We start from the raw sequence: 21,892 nt of genomic DNA, 5'->3' as shown, positions 1-21,892 counted from the left end.
ACCCATGAACGACATTTCCCCCGATCTCGACCCCGCCGTCATCGCGCGCTTTGCGGCAATCGTCGGCGATAAATATGCGCTGCGCGATCAGCAGGACATCGCACCTTACCTCACCGAGCGGCGCGGACTTTGGCACGGCAGGACGGCGCTGGTGCTGAGGCCGGGGAGCGTCGAGGAGGTCAGCCGCATCATGCGGCTGGCAACCGAAACCGGCACGCCCATCGTGCCGCAAAGCGGCAACACCGGGCTGGTCGGCGCCCAGGTGCCGGACGCATCCGGCCGCGAGATCGTGCTGTCGCTGTCGCGGCTGAACCGCATCCGCGAGATCGATACGCTGTCCAACACGGTGACGGTCGAAACCGGCGTCATCCTGCAGACGCTGCAGGAAGCGGCCGATGCCGCCGACCGGCTGTTTCCGCTGTCGCTTGCCGCGCAAGGCTCCTGCCAGATCGGCGGCAATCTCTCCTCCAACGCCGGCGGCACCGGCGTGCTTGCCTACGGCAATGCGCGCGAGCTGTGCCTCGGCGTCGAAGTGGTGCTGCCGACCGGTGAAGTGTTCGACGATCTGCGCAAGCTGAAAAAAGACAATACCGGCTACGATCTGAAGAACCTGTTCGTCGGCGCCGAGGGTACGCTCGGCATCATTACCGCCGCCGTGCTCAAGCTGTTCCCCAAGCCCAAGGGGCGCGAGGTGGCGTTTGCCGGCCTGTCATCGCCGGAGGCGGCATTGTCGCTGTTCAGCCTGGCGATGGACCGTGCAGGGGCAGCGCTCACCGCCTTCGAGCTGATCGGCCAGAGGCCCTACGACTTCACGCTTGCCCACGCACAAGGCGTGGTGCGGCCGCTTGCCGGCGATTGGCCGTGGTATGTGCTGATGCAGATCTCGTCGGGCCGTTCGGCCGACGATGCAAGGGCGCTGATCGAGGAGGTGCTGGAGGCAGGCCTCGAGCAAGCGATCGTCGGCGATGCGGTGATCGCGGCAAGCATGGCCCAGGGCGATGCGTTCTGGAATTTCCGGGAGGTGCTGCCCGAGGCGCAGAAACCGGAAGGTGCCTCGATCAAGCACGACATCTCGGTGCCGGTGGCGTCAATCCCGCCCTTCATTGAAAAGGCCGCCGGCGCCGTGCAATCGGTCAGTCCCGGCGCGCGCGTCGTCTGCTTCGGCCACATGGGCGACGGCAACCTGCACTATAACATCTCCCGGCCGGCCGACGGCGATGACGAGGCGTTTCTCGGCCTTTACCACGTCATGAACAAGGCCGTGCACGACGTTGTGCGCGCGTTTCATGGCTCGATCTCGGCCGAGCACGGCATCGGCCAGTTGAAGCGGGACGAATTGATCGCGACGGCGCCGCCGATGGCGATCGAGCTGATGCGCAGGGTGAAGGCCGCCTTCGATCCGGCCGGCATCATGAATCCGGGTAAGGTTATCTGATCCTTTCGCCGGCCTGCGCCGGTTGGCATTCCGATAACCATCCGCCCCGGATCAGCAAAATTTAACCGACTTTCTTAAGCGCGAGGATAAGAAGCCCGCGCTAATGTTTCTCCACAAACGAGGCTGGGAAAACCGGCCCGGAGAACCGGAAACACCGGCTCTCAGGAGAAACAGGAAAGGCACGATATGAACACTGGACTGAAGCCAGTCTGGGCCGGGCGCAATATGCGTCTCGACCCATTCCGCCTGCCGCAGGTGGTGAGCTACGCCACCCGCGACGACTATGGCGACGTTACCTTCACCATCGACCAGCGCGGCGCGGTTATCCGCCGCACGCTGGAGATGAGCGGCGTGCCGGCGATCATCGCTCTGCCCGCCAACGCGTTTCGCGGCGTCGCCGCCCGCGCGATGGAGGATCCGGATGGCAATGTCACAGTGACGCTTGAGCTTCTGCACAATGATCCGATGCTGTCGGTGCCGCTGCTGGTCGCCGACGATCTCGACGACGTCGCCGCCGACTGGCGCGCCTGGGCCGACGCCTACCGCCTGCCGATGCTGCTGATCGAGGCCGACGGCATCGCCCGCACGCTGGAAGAATCGCTCGGCGCCGCCATCAAGGCGCTGCCGGCGCAGGACCGCCGCAAGGGTCGCGTCTCGACCATGCGCCGCCCGCGCTTCCTCGCCCGCCGCCGCGCCGGCGACCTCGGCCTCAGGCTGGTCATCGGCGGCGAAGAGCTTATTTCGCGGGAATAGCTAAACCAGCGGCTTCAGCGCCACCCAGACCGCGCCGCCGATCAGGCCGAGGAAGATCAGCCAGCCGACCTGGTTGTTCGATCTGAACAGCCTCAGGCACTGGTCCGGATCGTCGATGTCGAGCACGCCGATCTGCCGCGCCAGATTCGCGCCGGCGGCGATCAGCCCGGCAAGTGCAGGCACCGGTGCCTGTGCCGAGGCAAAGGCGATGGCGAAGCAGACCAGCGCTCCGCCATAAAGCCCGGCCAGCCAGACCTTGGTATTGTCGCCGAACAGGCGCGCCGTCGAGCGCACGCCGACGATGGCGTCGTCTTCCTTGTCCTGATGCGCATAGATCGTGTCATAGCCGATCACCCACAGGATCGAGCCGATATAGAGCATGATTGCTGGCCCATCGAGATCGCCGAACTCGACCGCCCATCCCATCAGCGCTCCCCAGGAAAAGGCAAGGCCGAGAACGAGTTGCGGCCAATTGGTGTACCGCTTCATGAACGGGTAGACGGCGACGATGACCAGCGAGCCGATGCCGAGCAAGATGGCGAAGCTGTTGAACTGCAAAAGCACGGCAAGGCCGACCAGTGCCTGCACGACAACAAACATCCAGGCCTGCCGGCGCGTGACCTTGCCGGCCGGCAACGGCCGCGAGCGCGTGCGTTCCACCTGGTTGTCGATGTCCTCGTCGACCAAATCATTGTAGGTGCAGCCGGCGCCGCGCATGGCGAACGCGCCAAGAAAAAACAGCAGCAGATACCACGGCGACGGCAGCAGAGAGAGAAGCGGGTCCGTCGGACGCGGATAGGCGCTCGCGGCAAGCGCAGCCGACCACCAGCATGGCCACAGCAGCAATTGCCAGCCGATCGGCCGGTCCCACCGGGCAAGCTGCGCATAGGGCCACAACCGCCGCGGCAGCACGCGATAGACCCAGTGGCCGCTCGGCGCATCGGCGACGCGGCCCTGGGCCGCTTTCGACTGGACGGTTTCCATTTTGCTGGAGTGGCAGCAGAGGCGAATGCCGTCAAGCGTCAAGCAGCCCCCGCACGCTCGCCACGCGCAATCGGCGCTTCGGCAGCCAAATGTCTTGACCCGTCGCGCGCGGCGCAATAGCGCAGTCCTGGTCGTGAAATGGCAAGGAATCTGGGCATGCGTGTTTTGCTGATCGGCTCCGGCGGACGAGAGCATGCGCTTGCCTGGAAGATCGCGGCGTCGCCGCTGCTGACCAAACTCTACGCGGCGCCCGGCAATCCGGGGATCGGCCACGAAGCCGAACTGGTGAGGCTCGATACTGCCGATCACGCAGCGGTGGTCCGGTTTTGCCGCGAGAATGAAATAGGCCTCGTCGTGGTCGGGCCGGAAGGGCCGCTGGTCGCCGGCATTGCCGACGACCTGCGCGCCGAGGGCATCCGCGTCTTCGGACCGTCAAAGGCAGCGGCACGGCTGGAAGGCTCGAAAGGTTTCACCAAAGACCTCTGCGCCAAATACGGCATCCCGACCGCCGCCTATGGCCGCTTCGACGATCTGGCTTCGGCCAGGACCTATGTCGAGAAGACGGGTGCGCCGATCGTCATCAAGGCCGACGGCCTCGCTGCCGGCAAGGGCGTCACCGTCGCCATGACGCTTGACGAGGCGCTGGCCGCGCTCGACGCCTGTTTTGACGGCTCCTTCGGCCAGGCCGGCGCGGAAGTGGTGGTCGAGGAGTTTCTCGTCGGCGAAGAAGCAAGTTTCTTCTGCCTGTGCGACGGCACCACCGCGCTGCCCTTCGGCACCGCGCAGGACCACAAGCGCCTCAGTGACGGCGACACCGGCCCGAACACCGGCGGTATGGGCGCCTATTCGCCGGCCCCGGTGATGACGCCGGAAATGATCGACCGAACCATGCGCGAGATCGTCGAGCCGACCATGCGCGGCATGGCTGAAACAGGCGCGCCGTTTTCCGGCGTGCTGTTCGCCGGGCTGATGATCACTGACAGCGGGCCGAAGCTGATCGAATACAATACCCGTTTCGGCGACCCGGAATGCCAGGTGCTGATGATGCGGCTGAAGGACGATCTGCTCGTCCTGCTCAACGCAGCCGCCGACGGCCAGCTGGCGCATACTTCGGTGCGCTGGCGCGACGAGGCGGCGCTCACCGTGGTGATGGCAGCCAGGGGTTATCCCGGCACGCCGGAAAGGGGCTCGGTCATCCGCGGCGTCGAGGCGGCGGCGGGTGAGGGCGTCGAGATATTTCATGCCGGCACCGCCATCAACGGCGGCGCACTCGTCGCCAATGGCGGTCGCGTGCTCAACATCACGGCGACCGGCCGCACCGTCGGCGAGGCGCAGAAGAAGGCTTACGCCGCGCTCGACCGGATCGACTGGCCGCAAGGCTTTTGCCGCCGCGACATTGGCTGGCTGGCGGTGGCGCGCGAGCAGGCGAACTGATGCTTCGGGCTGCCTTCGGCCTCAGCGCAAGCCGTGGTCGAATTCGGTCGAGACGCTGCTGACCGCATCGGCGGTGGAGACAAATCCTGGCACCGATGCCGCACGCTTTTCGTTTCGCGTCCAGGCGACATATTCGGCAATCCCGCGCAGAAGGCCCGGCGCCGCCTTCGCCGCAGGCATTTGAAAGCCGCTGCTGAACCTGGCCAGGCGCGCCCTGAATACCGCGACCATCTCCTCGACGCTTGCTGGCGTCACGCTGGCGTAAGTGATGGTGCCGCCGGCGAGCCCCGCCTCGCGTGAGAGCGGCACCGGTATCGAGGTGAGATAATCCGGCTGCACGTCGATCAGGCCGCCGAACGGCCACTGCGCGCGCAATTCCGTGGCGTTCATCGGCGCGGCGCTGACGTCGATATCGTTGGGTGTGCCCGCGACCCTGTAAGGGCAGCGGAACCGGCCGCAGTTTGCTCGCGCCGAAAACTGCCAGAGCGCATAACCCTGCCAGTTGCCCATCGGAAAATGCACGCCGATGTCTGGCTTGTAGCGCGCATACCACAGCGGCAGCCGCGACAGCAGCTGGTATTTGTATCTGTTGTCGGCGATGTGCCGGGCGGTCGTTCCATTGGTGTAGAGCACCGGAAAGCGGCCGAGCCGCCGATGCACCTGACGGACGAATTCTTCGGCGTCGTCCAGCGACATCCACTGCGTCGGGTCGTCGTCCTCGATGTCGAGGGCAAGCAGGTCGTCCGGCCCGGGTTCGGCGAACTCGATGAAATGATTGGCCTGGCCGACCGGGTTGCCGGGGCGGGCGAGGTGATAGGCGCCCCATTTCAAGCCAAGCGCCTTGGCCACAACCTTGCGCGTCTGGAACAGCTCACGCGCCACCGCATGGCGCTTCCAAAGCGTCTTGCACAGCCGCACCTCGGTCTCGTCGCCGAAACAGAAATAGGGTGGCGGCATTCCGTCGGATGCCTTGTTGATGAAGCCGACAAGACGCTTGTCGGTGGCAAGCCTGGTCCAGTCGATGGAATTGTATTCGTAGGCGTCGACGACCAGCGCCCGGTCGGCATCCTTCCAAGGTTCGGAGAAATCCGAGGCCTTTGCCGGCGTCAGCGCCAGGGTCATCGCGGCCGCGACAACGAGAAGCGCTGAGCGGACAAGGGGGCGCGCCGGCGTTTTCAAACAGCAGATCCTTGCTGGCCAAAGCCAAATCCTGAACCGCCATGGTTAAGGAAATGCTTCGGGTGCCGAGTGGGCGAGTTGGAGCGCTGGCGAAGCGATCCTTGGTGCTCCTCAAGAGCAAAGCGATGGTTGCGATTGTCAGCCAAATAGCTTCAACGCTGTTGCTATGGGCAGGAACAGTGATAGCGGGCGGCTCTGAAACGAGGTGAAGCCATGCCTGCGATAATACGCGACCGCCTGGTCATCCTTGGCATCGACAATCAACGCGAAGGCTGCTGGGGCAGCGCTAACGCTACGTCGTAGCGCATCCACGATCAGCGCCGACCCGACCCGCCGCCGCTGGTATCGGGCATCGACGGCCAGCCTGCCGACCAATATCGCGGGCAGAACCGGGTAGCGTGGCAGATGTTTTGTCTGTTCGTCAGGCAAGGACGCGATTGGTATGCTCGACGCCGCCAAAGTGTAATATCCGGCGATCGCGCCGCCATCGCGATCCACGGCAACGAAGCAATTGCCGACTCGGCGTTTGACATCCTGGCTGGCTTGCTCCCGAATGTAGCGGTCGAGCGCCGGTACCCCGCAGCTGAACGCCTTGCGATCATGCGATCCGCCGAGCGGTTCGATAATGACGGCGAAAGTCACCGGGTTTCGACGACCAGCCGTTTGTGGGCGTCGGCAGCTTTGCGCAGTGCCTCATTAGGCTCGGGCGGATTGAGAATCGCCTCCATCATGGCGCGCTGATCTTCGATGGAGATACGCATGATGGTGGTGTTCTCGATAGTACGCTGCGCCGCCTCTTGAGCGGCGGCGACCACGAAGTCGCTGACGCTGCGGCCCTGGATTTCGGCGGCACGTTTCACCACGTCCAGCATATCCGGCGAAATACGGGCTTCGAGACGGGCGGTGCGGGTCTGTTGGTTTGGCATTATCGTCACCCCTGATGCTACCTTGTACGGGAAATAGCCGTACAAATCAAGTGCGTCGTCCGGCTCTAAATAATTTTGCAGACGAGCCAGCAACTGCAAAATCCGCGTGACAAAGTTTGACGTTTACGCAAAACGAAGGTGGACGGGGAGCGTCGGCACGGATCTTGAGTTGACCTGCCGGACTGAGGAGAGCCGGACAGAGGAGGAGCGAGCGCCATGTATCGGGCACCGGTCGAGGAGATCGCCTTCACCCTGAAGCATGTCGCCGGCTTGAAGCCGGCGCTCGATATCGGCATCTTTGGCGAACTCGGCGAGGACCTCGTCGACGCCATTCTGGCCGAGGCCGGCCGCTTCGCCAGTGAGGAGGTGGCGCCGCTCTACAAGATCGGCGACCAGCAAGGCGCGGTGCTCGACGGCGCTGCCGTCACCACCCCGCCCGGCTGGAAGGAACTTTATCGCCGCTGGATCGGCGGCGGCTGGAATGCGCTGTCCGCGCCTGAAGCGTATGGCGGCCAGGCGCTGCCGGCCATGCTCGGCGTCGCCGCGCTCGAAATGTGGAACTCCGCCTCGATGGCGTTCGGCATCGCCCCGACGCTGACCATGGGCGCGGTCGAAGCACTCGACAAACATGGCTCGCAGGCACTCAAGGCCAGATATCTGGAAAAGCTGGTCTCCGGCGAATGGATGGGCACCATGAACCTGACCGAGCCGCAGGCAGGGTCGGACCTGAATGCCTTGCGAACCCGCGCCGAACCGGCCGGCGACGGCACCTACCGCATCTTCGGGCAAAAGATCTTCATCACCTATGGCGAGCACGATTTCACCGACAACATCATCCATCTGGTGCTGGCGCGGCTGCCGGACGCGCCAGCCGGCACACGCGGCCTGTCGTTGTTCCTGGTGCCGAAATTCCTGGTCGGAGACGATGGCGCGCTGGGCGCACGCAACGACGTCTTCTGCTCCGGGCTGGAGCACAAACTGGGCATCCACGCTTCGCCGACCTGCACGATGATTTATGGCGATGGCTTCGAAGGCACCGCGCCCGGCGCGATCGGCTGGCTGGTCGGCGGGGAGAACAAGGGCCTCGCCTGCATGTTCACCATGATGAACAATGCGCGCCTTGCCGTCGGCATTCAGGGTGTCGCGGTCGCTGAGGCGGCGACGCAGAAGGCGCTCGCCTATGCAAACGACCGCCGGCAAGGCAAGGCGGCGAGCTATCGCGGTGCCGGCATGGCGCCGATCGTGCATCACCCCGACATCCAGCGCAGTCTTCTGACCATGAAGGCGCTGACCCAGATTGCCCGCGCCATCTGCTATTCCTGCGCCCACGCCATCGATCTCGCGTCGCGGAGCGAGGATGCAAAGCACTGGCAGGAGCGCGCCAATCTGTTGACGCCGCTGGCCAAGGCCTTTTCGACCGACGTCGGCGTCGAGGTCGCCTCGCTTGGGCTGCAGGTGCATGGCGGCATGGGATTCATCGAGGAGACAGGGGCAGCGGCGCTTTATCGCGACGCGCGCATTGCACCCATTTACGAAGGCACCAATGGCATCCAGGCGATCGATCTGGTGACGCGCAAGCTGCCGCTCGGCGGCGGTCAGCATGTGCATGGCTACATCGCCGAGCTCAAGGCCGTCGCCGATGCGGTGCGAGCGTCGAACCTTGAAGGCTTCGGCCGCACCGCCGATCGCCTCGACCAGGCGCTTGATGACCTGTCACAGGCGAGCCGTTCCCTGCAAGACCTGCAGGCCGAAGGCCGTCCGGACGAGGCGTTGGCGGGCGCCACACCTTATCTCAGGCTGATCTCGCTTGCCGCCGGCGGCGCCTATCTGGCGCGCGGCGCGCTTGCCGACCAAAGCCGCATCGCGCTGTGTCGGTTCTTCGCCGAGAACCTGCTTGGCGAAGTGGGCGCGCTCAAGGAGCACGTCGTCGGCGGCGCCGACAGCCTTGCCGTTGCCGGCAAAGCGCTGATTTCAGCCTGACGTTCGCACGCGCCGAAATTCACAAAGGCCCGAAATTCACAAAGGACCAATCCGTGACAGACCACATCCTCGTCGAACGCCGGGGTGCCATCCAGATCATCCGCATCAATCGTCCGGACAAGAAGAACGCCCTGACCCGCGCCATGTACGCGACGATGTCGGCGGCTCTTGCCGGCGGCGACGCCGATCCGGCAATCCGCGTCCATGTCTTTCTCGGCGTGCCCGGTGCTTTCTCGTCCGGTAACGACCTTGCCGATTTCATGGTCGTCGCCTCGGGCGGCGAAGGCGGTACCGAAGTCTGGGATTTCCTGATGGCGCTGGCCAAGGTGGAAAAGCCGATGGTTTCCGGCGTCGACGGCATTGCGGTCGGTATCGGCACCACGCTCAACCTGCATTGCGACCTGACCTTCGCCACGCCGCGCACAATGTTCCGGACGCCCTTCGTCGATCTCGGCCTTGTGCCGGAGGCAGGATCGAGCCTGCTCGCACCGCAGATCCTTGGCCGGCAAGGCGCCTTCGCGCTGCTTGGCCTCGGCGAGGGCTTTTCGGCCGAGCGCGCCAAGGCCGCCGGGCTGATCTACGAGGTGGTCGAGGAAGAGGCACTCGAAGCATCGGTATTGGCGGCCGCGGGCCAGATCTCGGCCAAACCGCCGCAAGCGCTAAGGATCGCGCGCGACCTGATGCGCGGCTCGCGCGACGACGTTGTCGAACGCATCGGCAAGGAAAGCCACCATTTCCGCGAGCGGCTCACATCCGATGAGGCCCGCGCCGCCTTGACGGCCTTCATGACCAGGAAAAAGGCCTAGACCGTCCGGCCTTGTCTCGCATCGTGGACCCGCCGGCAGCAACCGGCGGGCGGTTTCGCCATGCTCTCTTTGTCACATCGCCATTTTTTGTCACATCGCCATTTTTTTACATTCGGCCTCGGCCTTTGCCGAAGACGTGTCGATCATGAATGTCTTGCCTTTGGCGTCGGTCATCAACATCATGCAATGCTTGATCGGTTTCGCCATTTTCATCATTTCGGCGCTCATCTTCGCGTCTGGCATCATGGTGCCCATATGCCCATCGGGCATGATCGCCATGACCTCCCCACCCTTCATCATCGTCATTGTCCCCATCGCCTCCTCCGCAAAGGCCTGCGAAGCGAAAAGGCCGACGAGACCGGCTATCGTGACCAACCTGAGTGAATGCATTGCTTCCTCCTGAATTTGCGCCAGCGGCGCGTTGAGCCCTTTCCTGGTTCGTTGCGGCACGCTGGAACGTTTCACGCACACGAGATCGTGATCGTGGGATTGGAAACGCCAGGTCTCTATAGCCCGGCATGGGTCGCGCAGGAGCCTGATCTCCTGTGTCTCGATGCGACTTACATGGTCTGCGGCCAGCGCTGCGCGGCGTGCATGACGGTGAGGATTTCGACAGTTTCGCCGTCGATGCGACAAGGGACGATATACGGCACATCGACCAAGACGAGTTCCCGTGTCCCCTTGATGCGCCCGATGCGCCCCATCGCCGGCTGTTCGGTGAGATGTTCCGCCGCCGTTACGATACGCGCAATGATCCTCGCGGCCGCCTCGGGATTGTCTTTCTCAACATGCGTGCCGATTTCATCAAGCCGCCGCAACGCCCGCTTGGCCCAGCGGATTCGCTTATGGCTCATGCCTGGCGGGTGGATTTAACGTATTTTCTAACGACAGCCTCTACGTCGCTGGCACCCGCAAAATCGCCTTGCGAGGCTTCAGCCAATCCGGCCTCTGTCTCGGCGAGTTGCCATTCCTCACGGGCTACAAAATCCTCGATGGCCTTCGCAGCCACATAGGAGCGCGAGCGGTCGAGCTTCTCGGCAAGCTGGTCTAGCCGGTCTGCAGTTTCGTCACGAACGCGCACGGTAAAAGCCGTCATGGCCACATTCCTCTGGTTCACTATGATTATTAGTGAACCAAAGTGTTCGTCAAGGATTGCCGCATCGTCCTCTACGGATAAAGCCTCACCTTGTCCCAGCCGCCCTCGGCGTTGCGCGAAAAGACGACACGGTCGTGCAGCCGGAACGGACGGTCGTGCCAGAACTCGATGGTCTGCGGCACGATGCGGAAGCCCGACCAGTGTTTTGGCCGCGGGATGTCGCCGATCGCGTGGCGCGCCGTATATTCGGCGACCGCCTTTTCCAGCGCGAAGCGGCTTTCCAGCGGCCGCGACTGCTTGGACGCCCACGCGCCGATGCGGCTGCCGCGCGGGCGCGTCGCGTAATAGGCATCGGCTTCGGCGTCGGTGACGATCTCCACCGGGCCGCGCGCCCGCACCTGCCGGCGCAGCGATTTCCAGTGGAAGCACATCGCCGCTTTCATGCTGCCCAGGATCTCACGGCCCTTGGCGCTCTCGAAATTCGTGTAGAAGACAAAGCCGCCCTCATCGAACCCCTTGAGCAGCACCATGCGCACATTCGGCATGCCCTCGGCATCGACCGTCGCCAGTGCCACGCTGTTGGGGTCGTTGATCTCGCTCTTCGTCGCGTCGTCGAGCCACGCCGCAAAAAGCCGGAACGGTTCCGCCGCCTCGGTAAAGTCACCGCTTGTTAACCCGGTTTCGCTCATAGTTTTCTCAAATTTATCGCCGGCTGGGGAGATTGCCGATTGTCGCGTATCGCGCAAGCTTTTGACAGTGGGCAATGGAGCGCTATCGCTTCGGCCAGCGCCAAAGCCATGATCGTGACAATCATCCTGCCGCTTACCGCCTGTGGCGGGGGCGGCTTCAGTCTGGAGCAGGCGGAGGTCGACCGCTCGATACTCACCTCGAGCACGCCGGCCTCGGTCACGCCGCTCGATCAGGACCGCGCCTCCGACCAGGCCACGATCCGCAACGCCGTGTCCTCCGCCGACGTCGAGCAACTGGCCGGGCAGGCCATTCCGTGGGCGAATGCCGATACCGGCTCGCGCGGCTCCATCACCGAGCTCGCGGAATTCAGGGCTAACGGCGAGACATGCCGTCGCTTCACCGCTTCACGCGAGAGCTTCGACGGCGTCGCGCTGTTCAAAGGCGAAGTATGCCTGGCCGGCGGCAGCGCCTGGCGAATGCAGGATTTCAAGGCGCTCTGATTTTCCGCCGGAGACATAGTGGTAAGCCACTGGAATTTCTTCCTATGCAAGCGCATATAGGAGGCGATCATGGAACCACTCCTTCTCCAGGGCAGTAAGCATGCGCGACCCCTATGAGGTGCTGGGCGTTGCCAAGAACGCATCGGCCAAGGACATAAAATCGGCGTACCGAAAGCTCGCCAAGAAGTATCATCCGGACCAGAATCCGGATCCCAAGGCAAAGGAGCGTTTTGCCGCCGCCAACCAGGCTTACGAGATCGTCGGCGACGAGAAGAACCGGGCGGCTTTCGATCGCGGTGAGATCGACGCCGAAGGCAAACCGCGGTTCCAGGGTTTCGAGAGTGCGGCCGGCGGCGCCGATCCTTTCGCCGGTTTCCGCCGGCAGCAAGGGCCGGGCGGCGCGCATTTCGAATTCCGCACCGGCCGTCCCGGCGGTGATCCGTTCGACGGCAACAGCGACATCTTCAGCCAGATCTTCGGCGATGCTTTCAGCCAGCAGCGCGGAGCCGGCATGGGCGCCGGCCGCCGGATGCCGACCGCAGCCGACCTCAACGTCACGCTGGACGTGACCATCGAGGAGGCCGCAACCGCCGAGAAAGTGACGGCGATGTTCCCCGACGGCCGCAAGGTGGCGGTCAAGCTGCCGGCCTATGTCGAGGACGGTCAGACCATCCGGTTGAAAGGCCAGGGTGAGCAAGGACCGGGGCAGCCGGGCGATGCACTGGTCAAGATCCGTTTCCGCCGGCACCCGCGCTACCGCGTCGAGGGCCGCGACCTGCATGTCGACCTGCCGGTGGAACTGGCCGATGCGGTGCATGGCGCCAAGGTGGCGGTCGAAACCCCGACCGGCAGGATTGCGGTCAACGTCCCCCCTTGGTCGAGCTCGGACAAGGTTCTGCGGCTGAAGGGCAGGGGCCTGCCGGAAAAGGCCGGCGGTCACGGCGACCTCTACGCGCACGTGCGGCTGATGCTGCCGGAAGGCGGCGACGCCGAGCTAGAGGCGCTGATGCGCCGGCGAAAGGGCTGATGGTCGAAAAGGCTGGCGCTTGACGTCGTAAGCGGGCGTGAGTGGTTTCATGCCGTCGGTTATCGACATGAAACGAGCAACCAGCGCCACTGGGCTGGCCGACCACAACTCGCGATCGGCCATGCTCTAGCGTCTATCAGTCGCCAAGTCTTCCCCCGCGGTGCCCCATCATCATTCGGGACGCGTACATTGTGGGCGAGCTTTTGCCCGGTAGATTCGCGTCAAGAACAATCTGCTCGACGAAACCCTGATTCACTTCAATCTCCACGCATTTGTCGAGCTTATCAACGATCCAGACGGCGTATCCTTCACTCTCCTTGGATTTATAGTTGGAGTCGTCTTCAGGAATATCTGCCTCCGGATTTGCTGGAATTAACATTACCTTGGGCTTCGGGAGATCATAAGTATGACCCTCGTAGGCATATCCAAATATTACACCGCAACTAAGTATTTCTTTATCACCATTTGCCGGGTTTATATCAATCGCCCCAAGCATAAGCATAAACCTATTTACGATCGAATTAACAAACACATAACTGCTATTGTTAGGTGGGGTTTTACTAAGATATTTCTTAAACCGTAAAATTCTTTTGTCATCAGGATCGCCGTCATCAAGTATCTTTGCTATTATTATAGAATGATTCTTGTATTTTCCTGTTATTGGCTCCAATGTCTTTTTCTTTTTGCTGGATATAGGAAGACCAAGACCAGGTATTCCATAGAGGCGCACTTGTGTGGCGTTAAATGCTCCATGGGGATCTTTCGTGGTGTAAGTCGGTCGATGAAAATCGTCGCTCATGTTGTTACCCTCCGTTGCAATCACCAATTCATAAAATTTCCCGCCACCTGAAATTCTCTTCGAAGCTTGCCGCTATGGCCGGGCGGATGCGGTCGGACACTTCGATGATGGTGGAGGCTGCGACTGCGAATGTGAGATGATCGGCATCGAGGCGTGTCCACGCGCGCGCAAGCCCAAGCGCGACATCGTCGCGCGCCTTGATTAGCTCGGTCTTAAAAAGGAACGGACGGGCCCGGAATGCATCGCCCGTGAAGTCGGAGATGTGCCGCATGTCGGCTTCGCCAACCTGCCTGATGTCGAAGCCAAGCAGGCGCTCGTCGGCCAAGCCCTGCCGCACCAGGCCGGCATGGTAGAGATCGACCAGAGTATCGAACACCGCTCCCGTGAATGGGCGAGACCGGTCATGAATTTCTTCGGTCACTTCCGTCATCTTGCGCGAGTTACTGGCAAGGCGGATCTGGCGGTCGCCCGTCAGTTCGGCGATGCGGTTGAGCTCGTTGAGGACAAGCAGGTTTGCCTGGCTGTGCCGTAACAATCGATCCATCCCGCTGTCGAAATGCAGGAACGAAAGCAGCGAAATAAGATCGGCGTTGGCTTCGTGGAACGGCCCGAAGTCGCCGTCCTGCAGGCCTTGCGTGGGCACTCCGAAGAGAGAAAAGAGTATGGCGTGACCCATTTCGTGCGCGATCACGTCGAAGTTGAGGGCGTACGGATGGCCGCGCCCGTCGGCTCCACGCTCGCGGCCAAGCTCCAGATATCCAAACCCCGATTGCGCATTCTCCCAGTCAAGCCAGGGAATGATCTCAAGCCGCTCGTATGTTTCGGCGAAGTACCAGACAATCGGCTTGCCCAGATAGCTTTCCCAGATGTCCAGCACCCGGCTCGCGGCCGCGAACGCATGCGCTGCCAGGAACTGGCGCGACTGAAGAGAGAGGTGGTCGAAATGACCATCAAGGCCGGGTTCGGCTGGTGGGAAATACGCGCCAACAAAGGGCGGCAGGTAAGGATACTCGTACGGCTGCTTGTCCAGCACGGGATCACGCACGTATATGCGATGATCCTCCGGGCCCGGATGGATCAAACCAGGCGATGTTGAAATCCAGACCGCCTCGGGTTTCTCGTACCCAGAAACGTGAGGCGCTTGTGGGTATAGCAGGAAGCGCGTTCCAGCCGACATCCCCGCCCGACCGGCGACATCGAGCGCGTTCAACTGCGCGGCCCCTCTCATAGTCGGCAACACTAGCACGAAGCCTGCACTTCGTAAATTGCACCAGGTATCACCGGCAACTCTGTCGTCAGATTGCTAAGCCGGCGTCCTCCAAATCCTGGACAAACGCGACCGTCATTCTGAAATTCTTCAATTCCGCCGGCACCAATGCCTTTTCTCTCATAAGTTGCAGAGCCGACAGTGCGTCGCGTTTCTTTTGCTGAACGAAAGCTCCTGCGAGAATTTGCCGGCAGGCTTCGATATCATGGTCACCGGCTTCCGGTAATGTCTCGCGGACCATTCGCGACAGCGTACGTTCCCTAAAATTGAGGTTCCGGGCCGTATTCCCAAGCTTTCCTGACAAATCGGTGGAGATCAGGTTCCGCCTCCAAGCGGCGCGGACGGTTATTCGCAAATCAACCAAAGCGTGCGTTAGTGGCGAAAAATTCACCGCCTTCGGACCGTACAGCACTGCCACTGCGTCATCAGGCAGGAAAGCGAAGCGGCGATACCATCGATAGATAAGGCCAACGCCGTGCATGTACGGGTAAAGCTCGGCGGCTCGCAAGGCTCCCATGCTTCCCGCACCAATTACCGGGATGGCCTGGCTGATCGCCCACAGTATCTCCTTGTGCCTCACTGCCGGCTCAGCCTGGAAAGCGCCGTCTATGATGACAATTGCAGCCGGGTCATAACGCTGCACCGCGGCTATGATCGAGCCTTGTACCGCGGGCGCCAGGCAGATCACGTCGGCCACCTGCTGTGCCTCTGGATGCGATAGCGTGGGGCCGGTGAAAACGAGCCGAGGTCGCATCCGGTCACTCCACTAAAGGGTACAATTGCGGGATAACTATCCTGACGGCCGACAGTCGGTTCCAAGGGCTGGTGTTGAGGCGGATCAGATACACCGCGCTGATTCCGCTTTCCTCCAGTCGTGCGAGAAGGCTGCCACGCAAGGTCTGCCCGCTCGCCGCTCGATCGGCAGGCTGGCGGGCGAAACTCACGTCCTTGCGGCCGCCGGTGATCAGCTGGCGGTGCGCCTCGATAAGCTGCCAGTCGGGATATTTCGGATAAGACGCCCGGGTCATGTCGTCGCGCGCACCCGAGATCGCCGCAAGCCGCGCCTGCGCCGCCTCATGGATCGCTTGGACGGCAGCTGCCGCCGGATCGAATGCAGCGGCCGAGCCGTCGGCCGGCAGATGGAGCAATGCCGTCTCTCGAGGATTGCTCTCCATCAGATGGCACCAAATCACAGGCAGGCCAACAGGCGACGGCGCGAGCCAAAGGCCGACGATCATGTCTTTTCGTGCGAGTTCATCCAATAAAGCCAAGACCCTTGCGTCATCGATGGTCGCTGGATCGATTCGCTGGTGTTGCAGAAAACCATGCGTCTTGAGAGCGCGGGCGATCGCATCGCGTTCGACGCATTCCAATATGCCGTGTGTGATGGCGTCTGCTTCATCAAGCGCGGCCGCCAGTCCGGTTGTGGTTGGCGTGAAAATTCCGTCACAGGGGCTGGGCGGTACGAGATAGGCCGTGTGCACCAATTCCAGCGGAACGAAGTCGCGGCCGCCGCCCAGCAGGTTCTCCGCCTCCATCCAAGCGATTTTTCGGCCGCGCCAATCAGCAGGGGCGGGCTCTCGCAGCCACGTCTCAAATCGCCCGTAGGGTATGCCGAGTAAAGTGGCCGAAGCGTAAGCTGCATCAAGATATTCGATGCGCTCGGCGAAAAAGCTCTCAGCGGATTCCAAAATGGCCGATATGGCAGCGCGAGCCAGGCTGGCACCCTTTCCCTGCGCGACCGCGTTTGAAAACGAGAACGGCCTCGTTGCCTGCACGACCGGGATGCCGACACGGTCCAGGCCGGTAATGTCCGCAATACGGGTGATGCCCAACGCTTGTCGCATCGACATCAGATACGTCAGCGCTTCGTCTGCCGGAGGACCAAGGCGCTCATATTGTTCCACTATCGGCTGGCCCGCAGTTCCGGCTCAGGGTTGACGATCAGCGGTTCGCCGGGCTCAACCGATTTCCTTGCCGCTTCGATACGGTCGTTGTAGCTCCGAAGCAGGACGGGCGAGAGATTTGACACGCTGAGCGTCTCGTAGGCCGCGATGAGGATGGGCACGGCATTTTGCTCGGCTGCAGTATTGAGGCTCTTCTCAAGGGCAGCTGCCACCTGGCCAGCTGCCGCGCCGTCAAGGACGAGAAGTTGTGCAATTCGCCGATGTAGTTCCGCCAGCCAATATCGACTGCCACCCGCCTCGGCCTGCGCCACCGCCGAATGAAGCAGGGCAAGCGCGCCACTGATCTCACCCGAGCGCGCGAGAAGTTCCGCCAGCATGCCGCAATAGACGGGCTCGTCCTCAGGTGTCTGCACTTGTCCATGCAGGCCGAGGGCCTCACGCATCTTGTCCTTGCCCCGCTCGAGGTGGCCAGCGTTGCCATCGCACCAGCCCTCGAAGATTTGTGCCGAGACGACTAGCGAAGGCAGGTGATGAAGCGCGGTCAGCTGCCGCAGATCCTCAATCACGTCACGCAACGAAGCGAAGTCGCGGCGATAGCAACTCAGCATCGCGCCGTTGATACAGGCATGCGCGATGCTGCTGACATGGCCAGTCTGCTGAGCCCAGCGGCGGGCCTCCGACATGGAGCGGAGAGCGCTCGTTGCACGTCCCGAGAACCACAGCGACAGTGCACGATGCGCCAAGCCGCACACGCGCGCGTCGTGCCCCCCAAAACGCGTGGCATTCGCGTGCCCCTGGCCCACGTCATAGTGCGGCAATCCAGCATCAACCGCGGCTATGCATCCACCATGGTCTCCGCGATTGAAATCGACTGCCCACAAGCAGTGCCTAGCCTGAAGCTGAATCTCGGGGTCGTTAACCTCCTTTAGATCACTGACGACGGCCTGCGCCCGCTCGCCATCAACGACCGAACCCGTGAACCACCAACCCCAATAGATCGGGAACCACTTGGCGCGCTCCGCTATCGGCCGACGCCGTGCGATATTTACGCCTTCGTCGTAGAGCCTGCGGGCGTGCTCGGAATTTGGCCCTTCGACAGCGGTCAATATCGGCCCGAGCGCCACCATCGCCGAGAGCCGCAGCGCATCCCGTTTGTCATGATCAGAAACCTGCCCGCAAAGCGCAATGGCATGCTCGAGCAGCTGCCTTGCCTCAGCCATAGCCGAGCGGGACGAGCTTTCCATGCCGGCATTGACGAACTCGCCGATCGCTTCGTCAAGCAGGCCACCTCGCTCAGCATGATCGGCAAGAGCTGCCGTTGTTAGCCAGCCAACGAGGCTGCGGTTGCCACTAGCCACCGCATAAAGACGCTGATGCAGGGTCCGGCGCCGTTTCCGTAGTGTTCCACTATAGATCGTTTCTTGGATAAGCGCATGCCGAAACGCGTACACTGTTGCTGCTGCATGCCTGGCGCGTACGAAGCCAGCCTCGGCCAGGGCATTGAGCGCCGCAGAGATTGTGCCCGGGTCAAATTCCGGCAAGAGCGCCGACAGCAAGTCCAGGCTGAATCTGTTGCCGGCGACGGCGGCCGCGCGCGCCACCTCGCGGGCGCGGCCGAGAGGCTCGAGCCGGGCGTCCAACACTGTTTCCAACACCGCCGCGCGGCCGAGCGAAACACCCTGTGGCAGGTGCTCAGTACCGCTAGCGGCATTCTCCGCCATCCATTGGCAAACCTCCTCGATGAACAGGGGTACACCGCCGGTGACGCGCTCGACCAACTCTATCAGGTCAGGCGCGGGCGCTCGCTTGCCCTGAGGCCACATCGTCGCGATTGCCCGCAAGGTGTCGGCATGCTCAAGGGGAGCGAGCAGGACATGCTTGCTTTTTTCATCCAGCCAGTCGCCAGATCCCGGCCTCGTCGTTGCGATCAAGAGCACGGGGCAACTAGGAACCAGTTTTGCAAGTTCACCCAGCAGTTGCTTCGACGTAAGGTCGATCCAGTGAATATCCTCAGCGATCAAGATCACTGGGCCACTGGCGCACGTTGCTTGTAACGCATGGCGCGCAGCCCAACCGGCTTTCTCTCGGATCACTTCCGGATCCATCTCATGGAAACCGGACCTCGCGCCTTCCACGCCGAGCAGAAAAGAAAAGATGTCGACGACTTCGGCGTCGTGAATGTCATGTGCTGCGAACACCTCTGCTACAAGCGCAGGGGTGAGTGCACGCTCGCCGTCGTCGAAATTGCCCAGCATCGCCTGCCGCAGTGGATACAGCGTCGAACGCGAGTCGCCTGGCATACATTGGAAGAGGAGCAACCTGTTGCGTTGGAAGCGCGTTCGCCGGCGCACCTCGTGTAGGATGCGCGACTTGCCAATGCCGGCCTCGCCCTCGATCACTACGACTTGGCCACGTCCCGAAACGGCCTCATTCCAACATTCGTGGATCAGCTCGGCCTCATCCGTACGGTCGACCAAGGGGCTGGTGAGGCGTCCGAACGCGGAGAAACGGTCTACCCCCCGCTTGTGACTCAGCGCCTGCCAGACCTGCTCGGGTTGCGCGAAGCCTTTGATGACGTGAGAACCGTAGAAGCTAAATACGTGTGAGCGCCGTGCCAGATTGCGCGTCTCGTTGCACACGACGACGGTATCCGGCCGGGCAATTGCCTGCAGCCTGGTTGCCAGCGCAAATGCAGGGCCGGTTACCGTGTCCTGCGCTACAGCGGTGTCGCCCTTCAGGATTAGCGTCATCGAGGTCGCCACGCCTACCCTTACATGCAGGTCGCTCCTCCCTTTCTCCGCGGCAAGGAGCTTGCACGCCCTGACGATCCCAAGCCCGGCGCTGATCGTCAGCGACGCCGCATCCTTCGCACCCAGATCGACTGGGAACACAGCGACGCCGCCGTCGCCGACCTCGACCGTCACGGTTCCGGAGCACGATACAATCGCTTCCTTGGCGGCCATTTGAAACGCCAAGATAAGTTCCTCAAAATCTTCGATGCCGAGCAGGCCCAGCAGCTCGGTGGAGCCTACGAGATCGTAGCAAAGAGCGGTTAGTATGCGCCGTTCGTGACGGGTCTCGACACCGTCATCCATCAACCCTTTGCCGATCGGAAGGCGCGAGCCAGTCCCCGCCTTCGGAACATCAACTCGGCTCTTATGCGACATGTCACCCTCGCTGACAGGGCATACTATCAAAAGTATGACAGAGCACAAATTACTGAGCGGCGATCGCCGGAAGGTGCGACGGCTGCTCAGGACCTCTCGCCTGTGGGTTGGCGGACTCAACGTCAAATTTTTTGTCCAAAGGCAGACATTCGACGGCCTAAGCCCAGACGTCCGCTCCCGGCGCACCGCAAAGCGGTCGTCCACGGCCCAAAGTATGGAAGTTGGCTCGGCGTCATGAGCGTGACTTCGGCCGCTGGCCAACGAAACTTCTGCCAAAGGGTCATCTTCCGCCGTGACACCGATCCTGGCGTCGGATTTTTCCACTGGCCCACGACTGCAAGGTCAAAGCACTACAGCGTCCTTTGCGCGCCCAAAGGACGCGCGGCGCTGTTGAGCAACCGCTTTGTCCCCCGAACTGTCCGCTTTGAACGCTTGAAGGGGCACTGTGGCTGTGCGATAGGCACTCCACAAAGTAGAGAACCTTGCGGAGAGCGCTGACATGGCGGGTGGACGGGGCCTTATGGCCGGCAAGCGCGGCCTTATCCTTGGCATCGCCAACAATCGCTCGATCGCTTACGGCATCGCCAAGGCCTGTGTCGATCACGGCGCCGAGATCGCGCTGACCTATCAGGGCGAGGCGTTCAAGAAACGTGTCGAGCCGCTTGCCGCGGAACTGGGCGCGCATGTCGCCGGCCATTGCGACGTGACCGACCCGGCCAGCCTCGATGCGGTGTTCGCCGATATCGCCAGCCATTGGGGCAAGCTCGATTTCCTCGTCCACGCCATCGCCTTTTCCGACAAGGACGAGCTGACCGGCCGCTATGTCGAGACGACGCGCGACAATTTCCTGCGTACCATGGATATTTCGGTCTATTCCTTCACCACCATCGCCAAACGTGCCGAGGCGCTGATGACCGACGGCGGCTCGCTGCTGACGCTGACCTATTATGGCGCGGAAAAGGTGATGCCGCACTACAACGTCATGGGTGTCGCCAAGGCGGCACTCGAAGCCAGCGTGCGCTATCTGGCCGTCGACCTCGGCGCCAAGAAGATCCGTGTCAACGCGATCTCCGCCGGCCCGATCAAGACGCTTGCCGCATCCGGCATCGGCGATTTCCGCTATATCCTGAAATGGAACGAATACAATTCGCCGTTGAAGCAGACGGTCACGCAGGAGGAGGTTGGCGATTCCGGCGTCTATTTCCTGTCAGACCTTTCGCGCGGCGTCACCGGCGAGATCCATCATGTCGATTCCGGCTATCATGTCGTCGGTATGAAGGCCGTTGACGCGCCGGATATTTCGACGGTCAAGGACTGACGCCACCGCCTGACCTCTTCCGGAAGACCTGATGTACCCGCTCGTCTATATCGTGCGCCACGGCCAGACGGCGTGGAACGCCGAGGCCCGGCTGCAGGGGCAGGCCGATACCGACCTCAACGAGCTTGGCCGCGAGCAGGCTAGCCACAACGGGCGCAGGCTGGCCGAACTCATCGACAAGCCCGAAGATTTCGACTTTGTCGCCAGCCCGATGCGGCGCACGCGCGAGACGATGGAGCGCCTGCGCGCGGCGATGAAGCTCGATCCGCACGCCTATCGTACCGAGCCGCTGCTCGTGGAATTGAGCTTTGGCGACTGGCAGGGTTTCACCTTTGCCGAACTCGAGGCGAACAATCCCGGTTCGACCAGGCGACGCCGCCTCGATAAATGGAATTTCCAGCCGCCCGGCGAGGGCGCCGAAAGCTACCAGATGCTGCTCGAACGGGTGAAGCCGTGGTTCGACGCGCTCGATCGCCAGACGGTCTGCGTGACCCATGGTGGCGTCATGCGCGTAATGTTCCGCTTGGTACTGGGGATGTCCGAACAAGATGCGGTCAGCATGGACGTGCCGCAGGACCGCGTGCTCAGACTGGACGGCCGGCGCCTGGAGTGCCTTTGAGACCG

General features: G+C 62.3%; 22 protein-coding genes. 9 read left to right on the top strand and 13 right to left on the bottom strand.

From position 1 onward, the window contains the following. Positions 1-4 precede the first annotated feature (4 nt). Together NKH50_RS19050 and NKH50_RS19045 are read left to right on the top strand one after the other, a co-directional pair. On the top strand, positions 5-1,435 hold the full coding sequence (locus tag NKH50_RS19050) for an FAD-binding oxidoreductase (protein WP_352737075.1): 1,431 nt from the start codon (positions 5-7) through the stop codon (positions 1,433-1,435). 186 nt (positions 1,436-1,621) lie between these two features. After that, positions 1,622-2,188, top strand: a complete 567-nt coding sequence (locus tag NKH50_RS19045) for a DUF6101 family protein (RefSeq protein ID WP_023674094.1) — start codon at positions 1,622-1,624, stop codon at positions 2,186-2,188. Here NKH50_RS19045 and ubiA read toward each other — a convergent pair whose 3' ends face one another. Further along, entirely contained in the window at positions 2,189-3,172 is a 984-nt protein-coding gene (gene ubiA, locus NKH50_RS19040; RefSeq protein WP_352470707.1) for a 4-hydroxybenzoate octaprenyltransferase, read from the bottom strand. A gap of 156 nt (positions 3,173-3,328) precedes the next feature. On the opposite strand from ubiA, the gene purD reads away from it, so the two are divergent. Next, positions 3,329-4,606 carry a phosphoribosylamine--glycine ligase gene (gene purD, locus NKH50_RS19035; protein WP_352737074.1) on the top strand — a complete coding sequence of 426 codons (1,278 nt, stop codon included), beginning with the start codon at positions 3,329-3,331 and terminating at the stop codon, positions 4,604-4,606. Between the two features lie 21 nt (positions 4,607-4,627). Here the strand turns inward: purD and NKH50_RS19030 are convergent, their stop codons facing one another. From NKH50_RS19030 to NKH50_RS19020, 3 genes are all read right to left on the bottom strand, one after another. Further along, positions 4,628-5,728: a glycoside hydrolase family 25 protein gene (locus NKH50_RS19030; protein ID WP_352505452.1), complete on the bottom strand. Its 1,101-nt coding sequence runs from the start codon at positions 5,726-5,728 to the stop codon at positions 4,628-4,630. Positions 5,729-5,923: 195 nt separating this feature from the next. Continuing rightward, entirely contained in the window at positions 5,924-6,427 is a 504-nt protein-coding gene (locus tag NKH50_RS19025; RefSeq protein ID WP_352501976.1) for a GNAT family N-acetyltransferase, read from the bottom strand. Beyond that, on the bottom strand, positions 6,424-6,804 hold the full coding sequence (locus tag NKH50_RS19020) for a type II toxin-antitoxin system TacA family antitoxin (protein WP_352505233.1): 381 nt from the start codon (positions 6,802-6,804) through the stop codon (positions 6,424-6,426). The genes NKH50_RS19025 and NKH50_RS19020 overlap by 4 nt, the downstream gene beginning before the upstream one ends. 123 nt (positions 6,805-6,927) lie before the next feature. On the opposite strand from NKH50_RS19020, the gene NKH50_RS19015 reads away from it, so the two are divergent. Continuing rightward, positions 6,928-8,691: an acyl-CoA dehydrogenase family protein gene (locus NKH50_RS19015; protein WP_352880410.1), complete on the top strand. Its 1,764-nt coding sequence runs from the start codon at positions 6,928-6,930 to the stop codon at positions 8,689-8,691. Between the two features lie 53 nt (positions 8,692-8,744). Beyond that, positions 8,745-9,497, top strand: coding sequence for a crotonase/enoyl-CoA hydratase family protein (locus tag NKH50_RS19010; RefSeq protein ID WP_352880408.1), 753 nt, complete (start codon positions 8,745-8,747; stop codon positions 9,495-9,497). Positions 9,498-9,587: 90 nt separating this feature from the next. Here the strand turns inward: NKH50_RS19010 and NKH50_RS19005 are convergent, their stop codons facing one another. The 4 genes from NKH50_RS19005 to pdxH form a co-directional block, all read right to left on the bottom strand. Beyond that, positions 9,588-9,887 carry a hypothetical protein gene (locus tag NKH50_RS19005; RefSeq protein ID WP_352880406.1) on the bottom strand — a complete coding sequence of 100 codons (300 nt, stop codon included), beginning with the start codon at positions 9,885-9,887 and terminating at the stop codon, positions 9,588-9,590. A 170-nt stretch (positions 9,888-10,057) separates the two neighbouring features. Then, positions 10,058-10,351 (bottom strand): type II toxin-antitoxin system RelE/ParE family toxin, encoded by a 294-nt coding sequence (locus NKH50_RS19000; protein ID WP_352880404.1) that lies wholly within the window; start codon positions 10,349-10,351, stop codon positions 10,058-10,060. Then, positions 10,348-10,593 carry a CopG family ribbon-helix-helix protein gene (locus NKH50_RS18995; protein WP_352880402.1) on the bottom strand — a complete coding sequence of 82 codons (246 nt, stop codon included), beginning with the start codon at positions 10,591-10,593 and terminating at the stop codon, positions 10,348-10,350. Before NKH50_RS18995 ends, NKH50_RS19000 begins: the two co-directional genes overlap by 4 nt. A gap of 71 nt (positions 10,594-10,664) precedes the next feature. Then, a complete protein-coding gene (gene pdxH, locus NKH50_RS18990; protein ID WP_292663882.1) occupies positions 10,665-11,282 on the bottom strand; it encodes a pyridoxamine 5'-phosphate oxidase in 618 nt (205 codons plus the stop codon). A gap of 39 nt (positions 11,283-11,321) precedes the next feature. On the opposite strand from pdxH, the gene NKH50_RS18985 reads away from it, so the two are divergent. Both NKH50_RS18985 and NKH50_RS18980 read left to right on the top strand, forming a co-directional pair. Beyond that, entirely contained in the window at positions 11,322-11,783 is a 462-nt protein-coding gene (locus NKH50_RS18985; RefSeq protein WP_352880400.1) for an RT0821/Lpp0805 family surface protein, read from the top strand. A gap of 100 nt (positions 11,784-11,883) precedes the next feature. Beyond that, a complete protein-coding gene (locus tag NKH50_RS18980; protein WP_352880398.1) occupies positions 11,884-12,810 on the top strand; it encodes a DnaJ C-terminal domain-containing protein in 927 nt (308 codons plus the stop codon). Positions 12,811-12,946: 136 nt separating this feature from the next. Here the strand turns inward: NKH50_RS18980 and NKH50_RS18975 are convergent, their stop codons facing one another. The 5 genes from NKH50_RS18975 to NKH50_RS18955 all read right to left on the bottom strand — a co-directional run bounded on the left by NKH50_RS18975 (position 12,947) and on the right by NKH50_RS18955 (position 19,878). Then, a complete protein-coding gene (locus tag NKH50_RS18975) occupies positions 12,947-13,609 on the bottom strand; it encodes a hypothetical protein (RefSeq protein ID WP_352880396.1) in 663 nt (220 codons plus the stop codon). A gap of 28 nt (positions 13,610-13,637) precedes the next feature. Beyond that, entirely contained in the window at positions 13,638-14,819 is a 1,182-nt protein-coding gene (locus NKH50_RS18970) for a gluzincin family metallopeptidase (protein ID WP_352505229.1), read from the bottom strand. Positions 14,820-14,904: 85 nt separating this feature from the next. Continuing rightward, a complete protein-coding gene (locus NKH50_RS18965; RefSeq protein ID WP_352505228.1) occupies positions 14,905-15,573 on the bottom strand; it encodes a TfuA-like protein in 669 nt (222 codons plus the stop codon). A gap of 61 nt (positions 15,574-15,634) precedes the next feature. Continuing rightward, positions 15,635-16,783, bottom strand: coding sequence for a YcaO-like family protein (locus NKH50_RS18960; protein WP_352701611.1), 1,149 nt, complete (start codon positions 16,781-16,783; stop codon positions 15,635-15,637). Beyond that, entirely contained in the window at positions 16,783-19,878 is a 3,096-nt protein-coding gene (locus tag NKH50_RS18955) for an ATP-binding protein (protein ID WP_352880394.1), read from the bottom strand. Before NKH50_RS18955 ends, NKH50_RS18960 begins: the two co-directional genes overlap by 1 nt. A gap of 571 nt (positions 19,879-20,449) precedes the next feature. Between NKH50_RS18955 and fabI the strand changes: the two genes are divergently transcribed. Together fabI and NKH50_RS18945 are read left to right on the top strand one after the other, a co-directional pair. Further along, positions 20,450-21,268 carry an enoyl-ACP reductase FabI gene (fabI, locus tag NKH50_RS18950; protein ID WP_031211054.1) on the top strand — a complete coding sequence of 273 codons (819 nt, stop codon included), beginning with the start codon at positions 20,450-20,452 and terminating at the stop codon, positions 21,266-21,268. A gap of 31 nt (positions 21,269-21,299) precedes the next feature. Further along, on the top strand, positions 21,300-21,887 hold the full coding sequence (locus NKH50_RS18945) for a histidine phosphatase family protein (protein ID WP_352880392.1): 588 nt from the start codon (positions 21,300-21,302) through the stop codon (positions 21,885-21,887). Positions 21,888-21,892 lie beyond the last annotated feature (5 nt).

It is taken from the genome of Mesorhizobium sp. M1027 (assembly GCF_040318745.1).
Taxonomy (GTDB): Bacteria; Pseudomonadota; Alphaproteobacteria; order Rhizobiales; family Rhizobiaceae; genus Mesorhizobium.
Note: the sequence above shows the minus strand (reverse complement) of the source record. Positions and strands in the feature narration are given on the sequence as shown.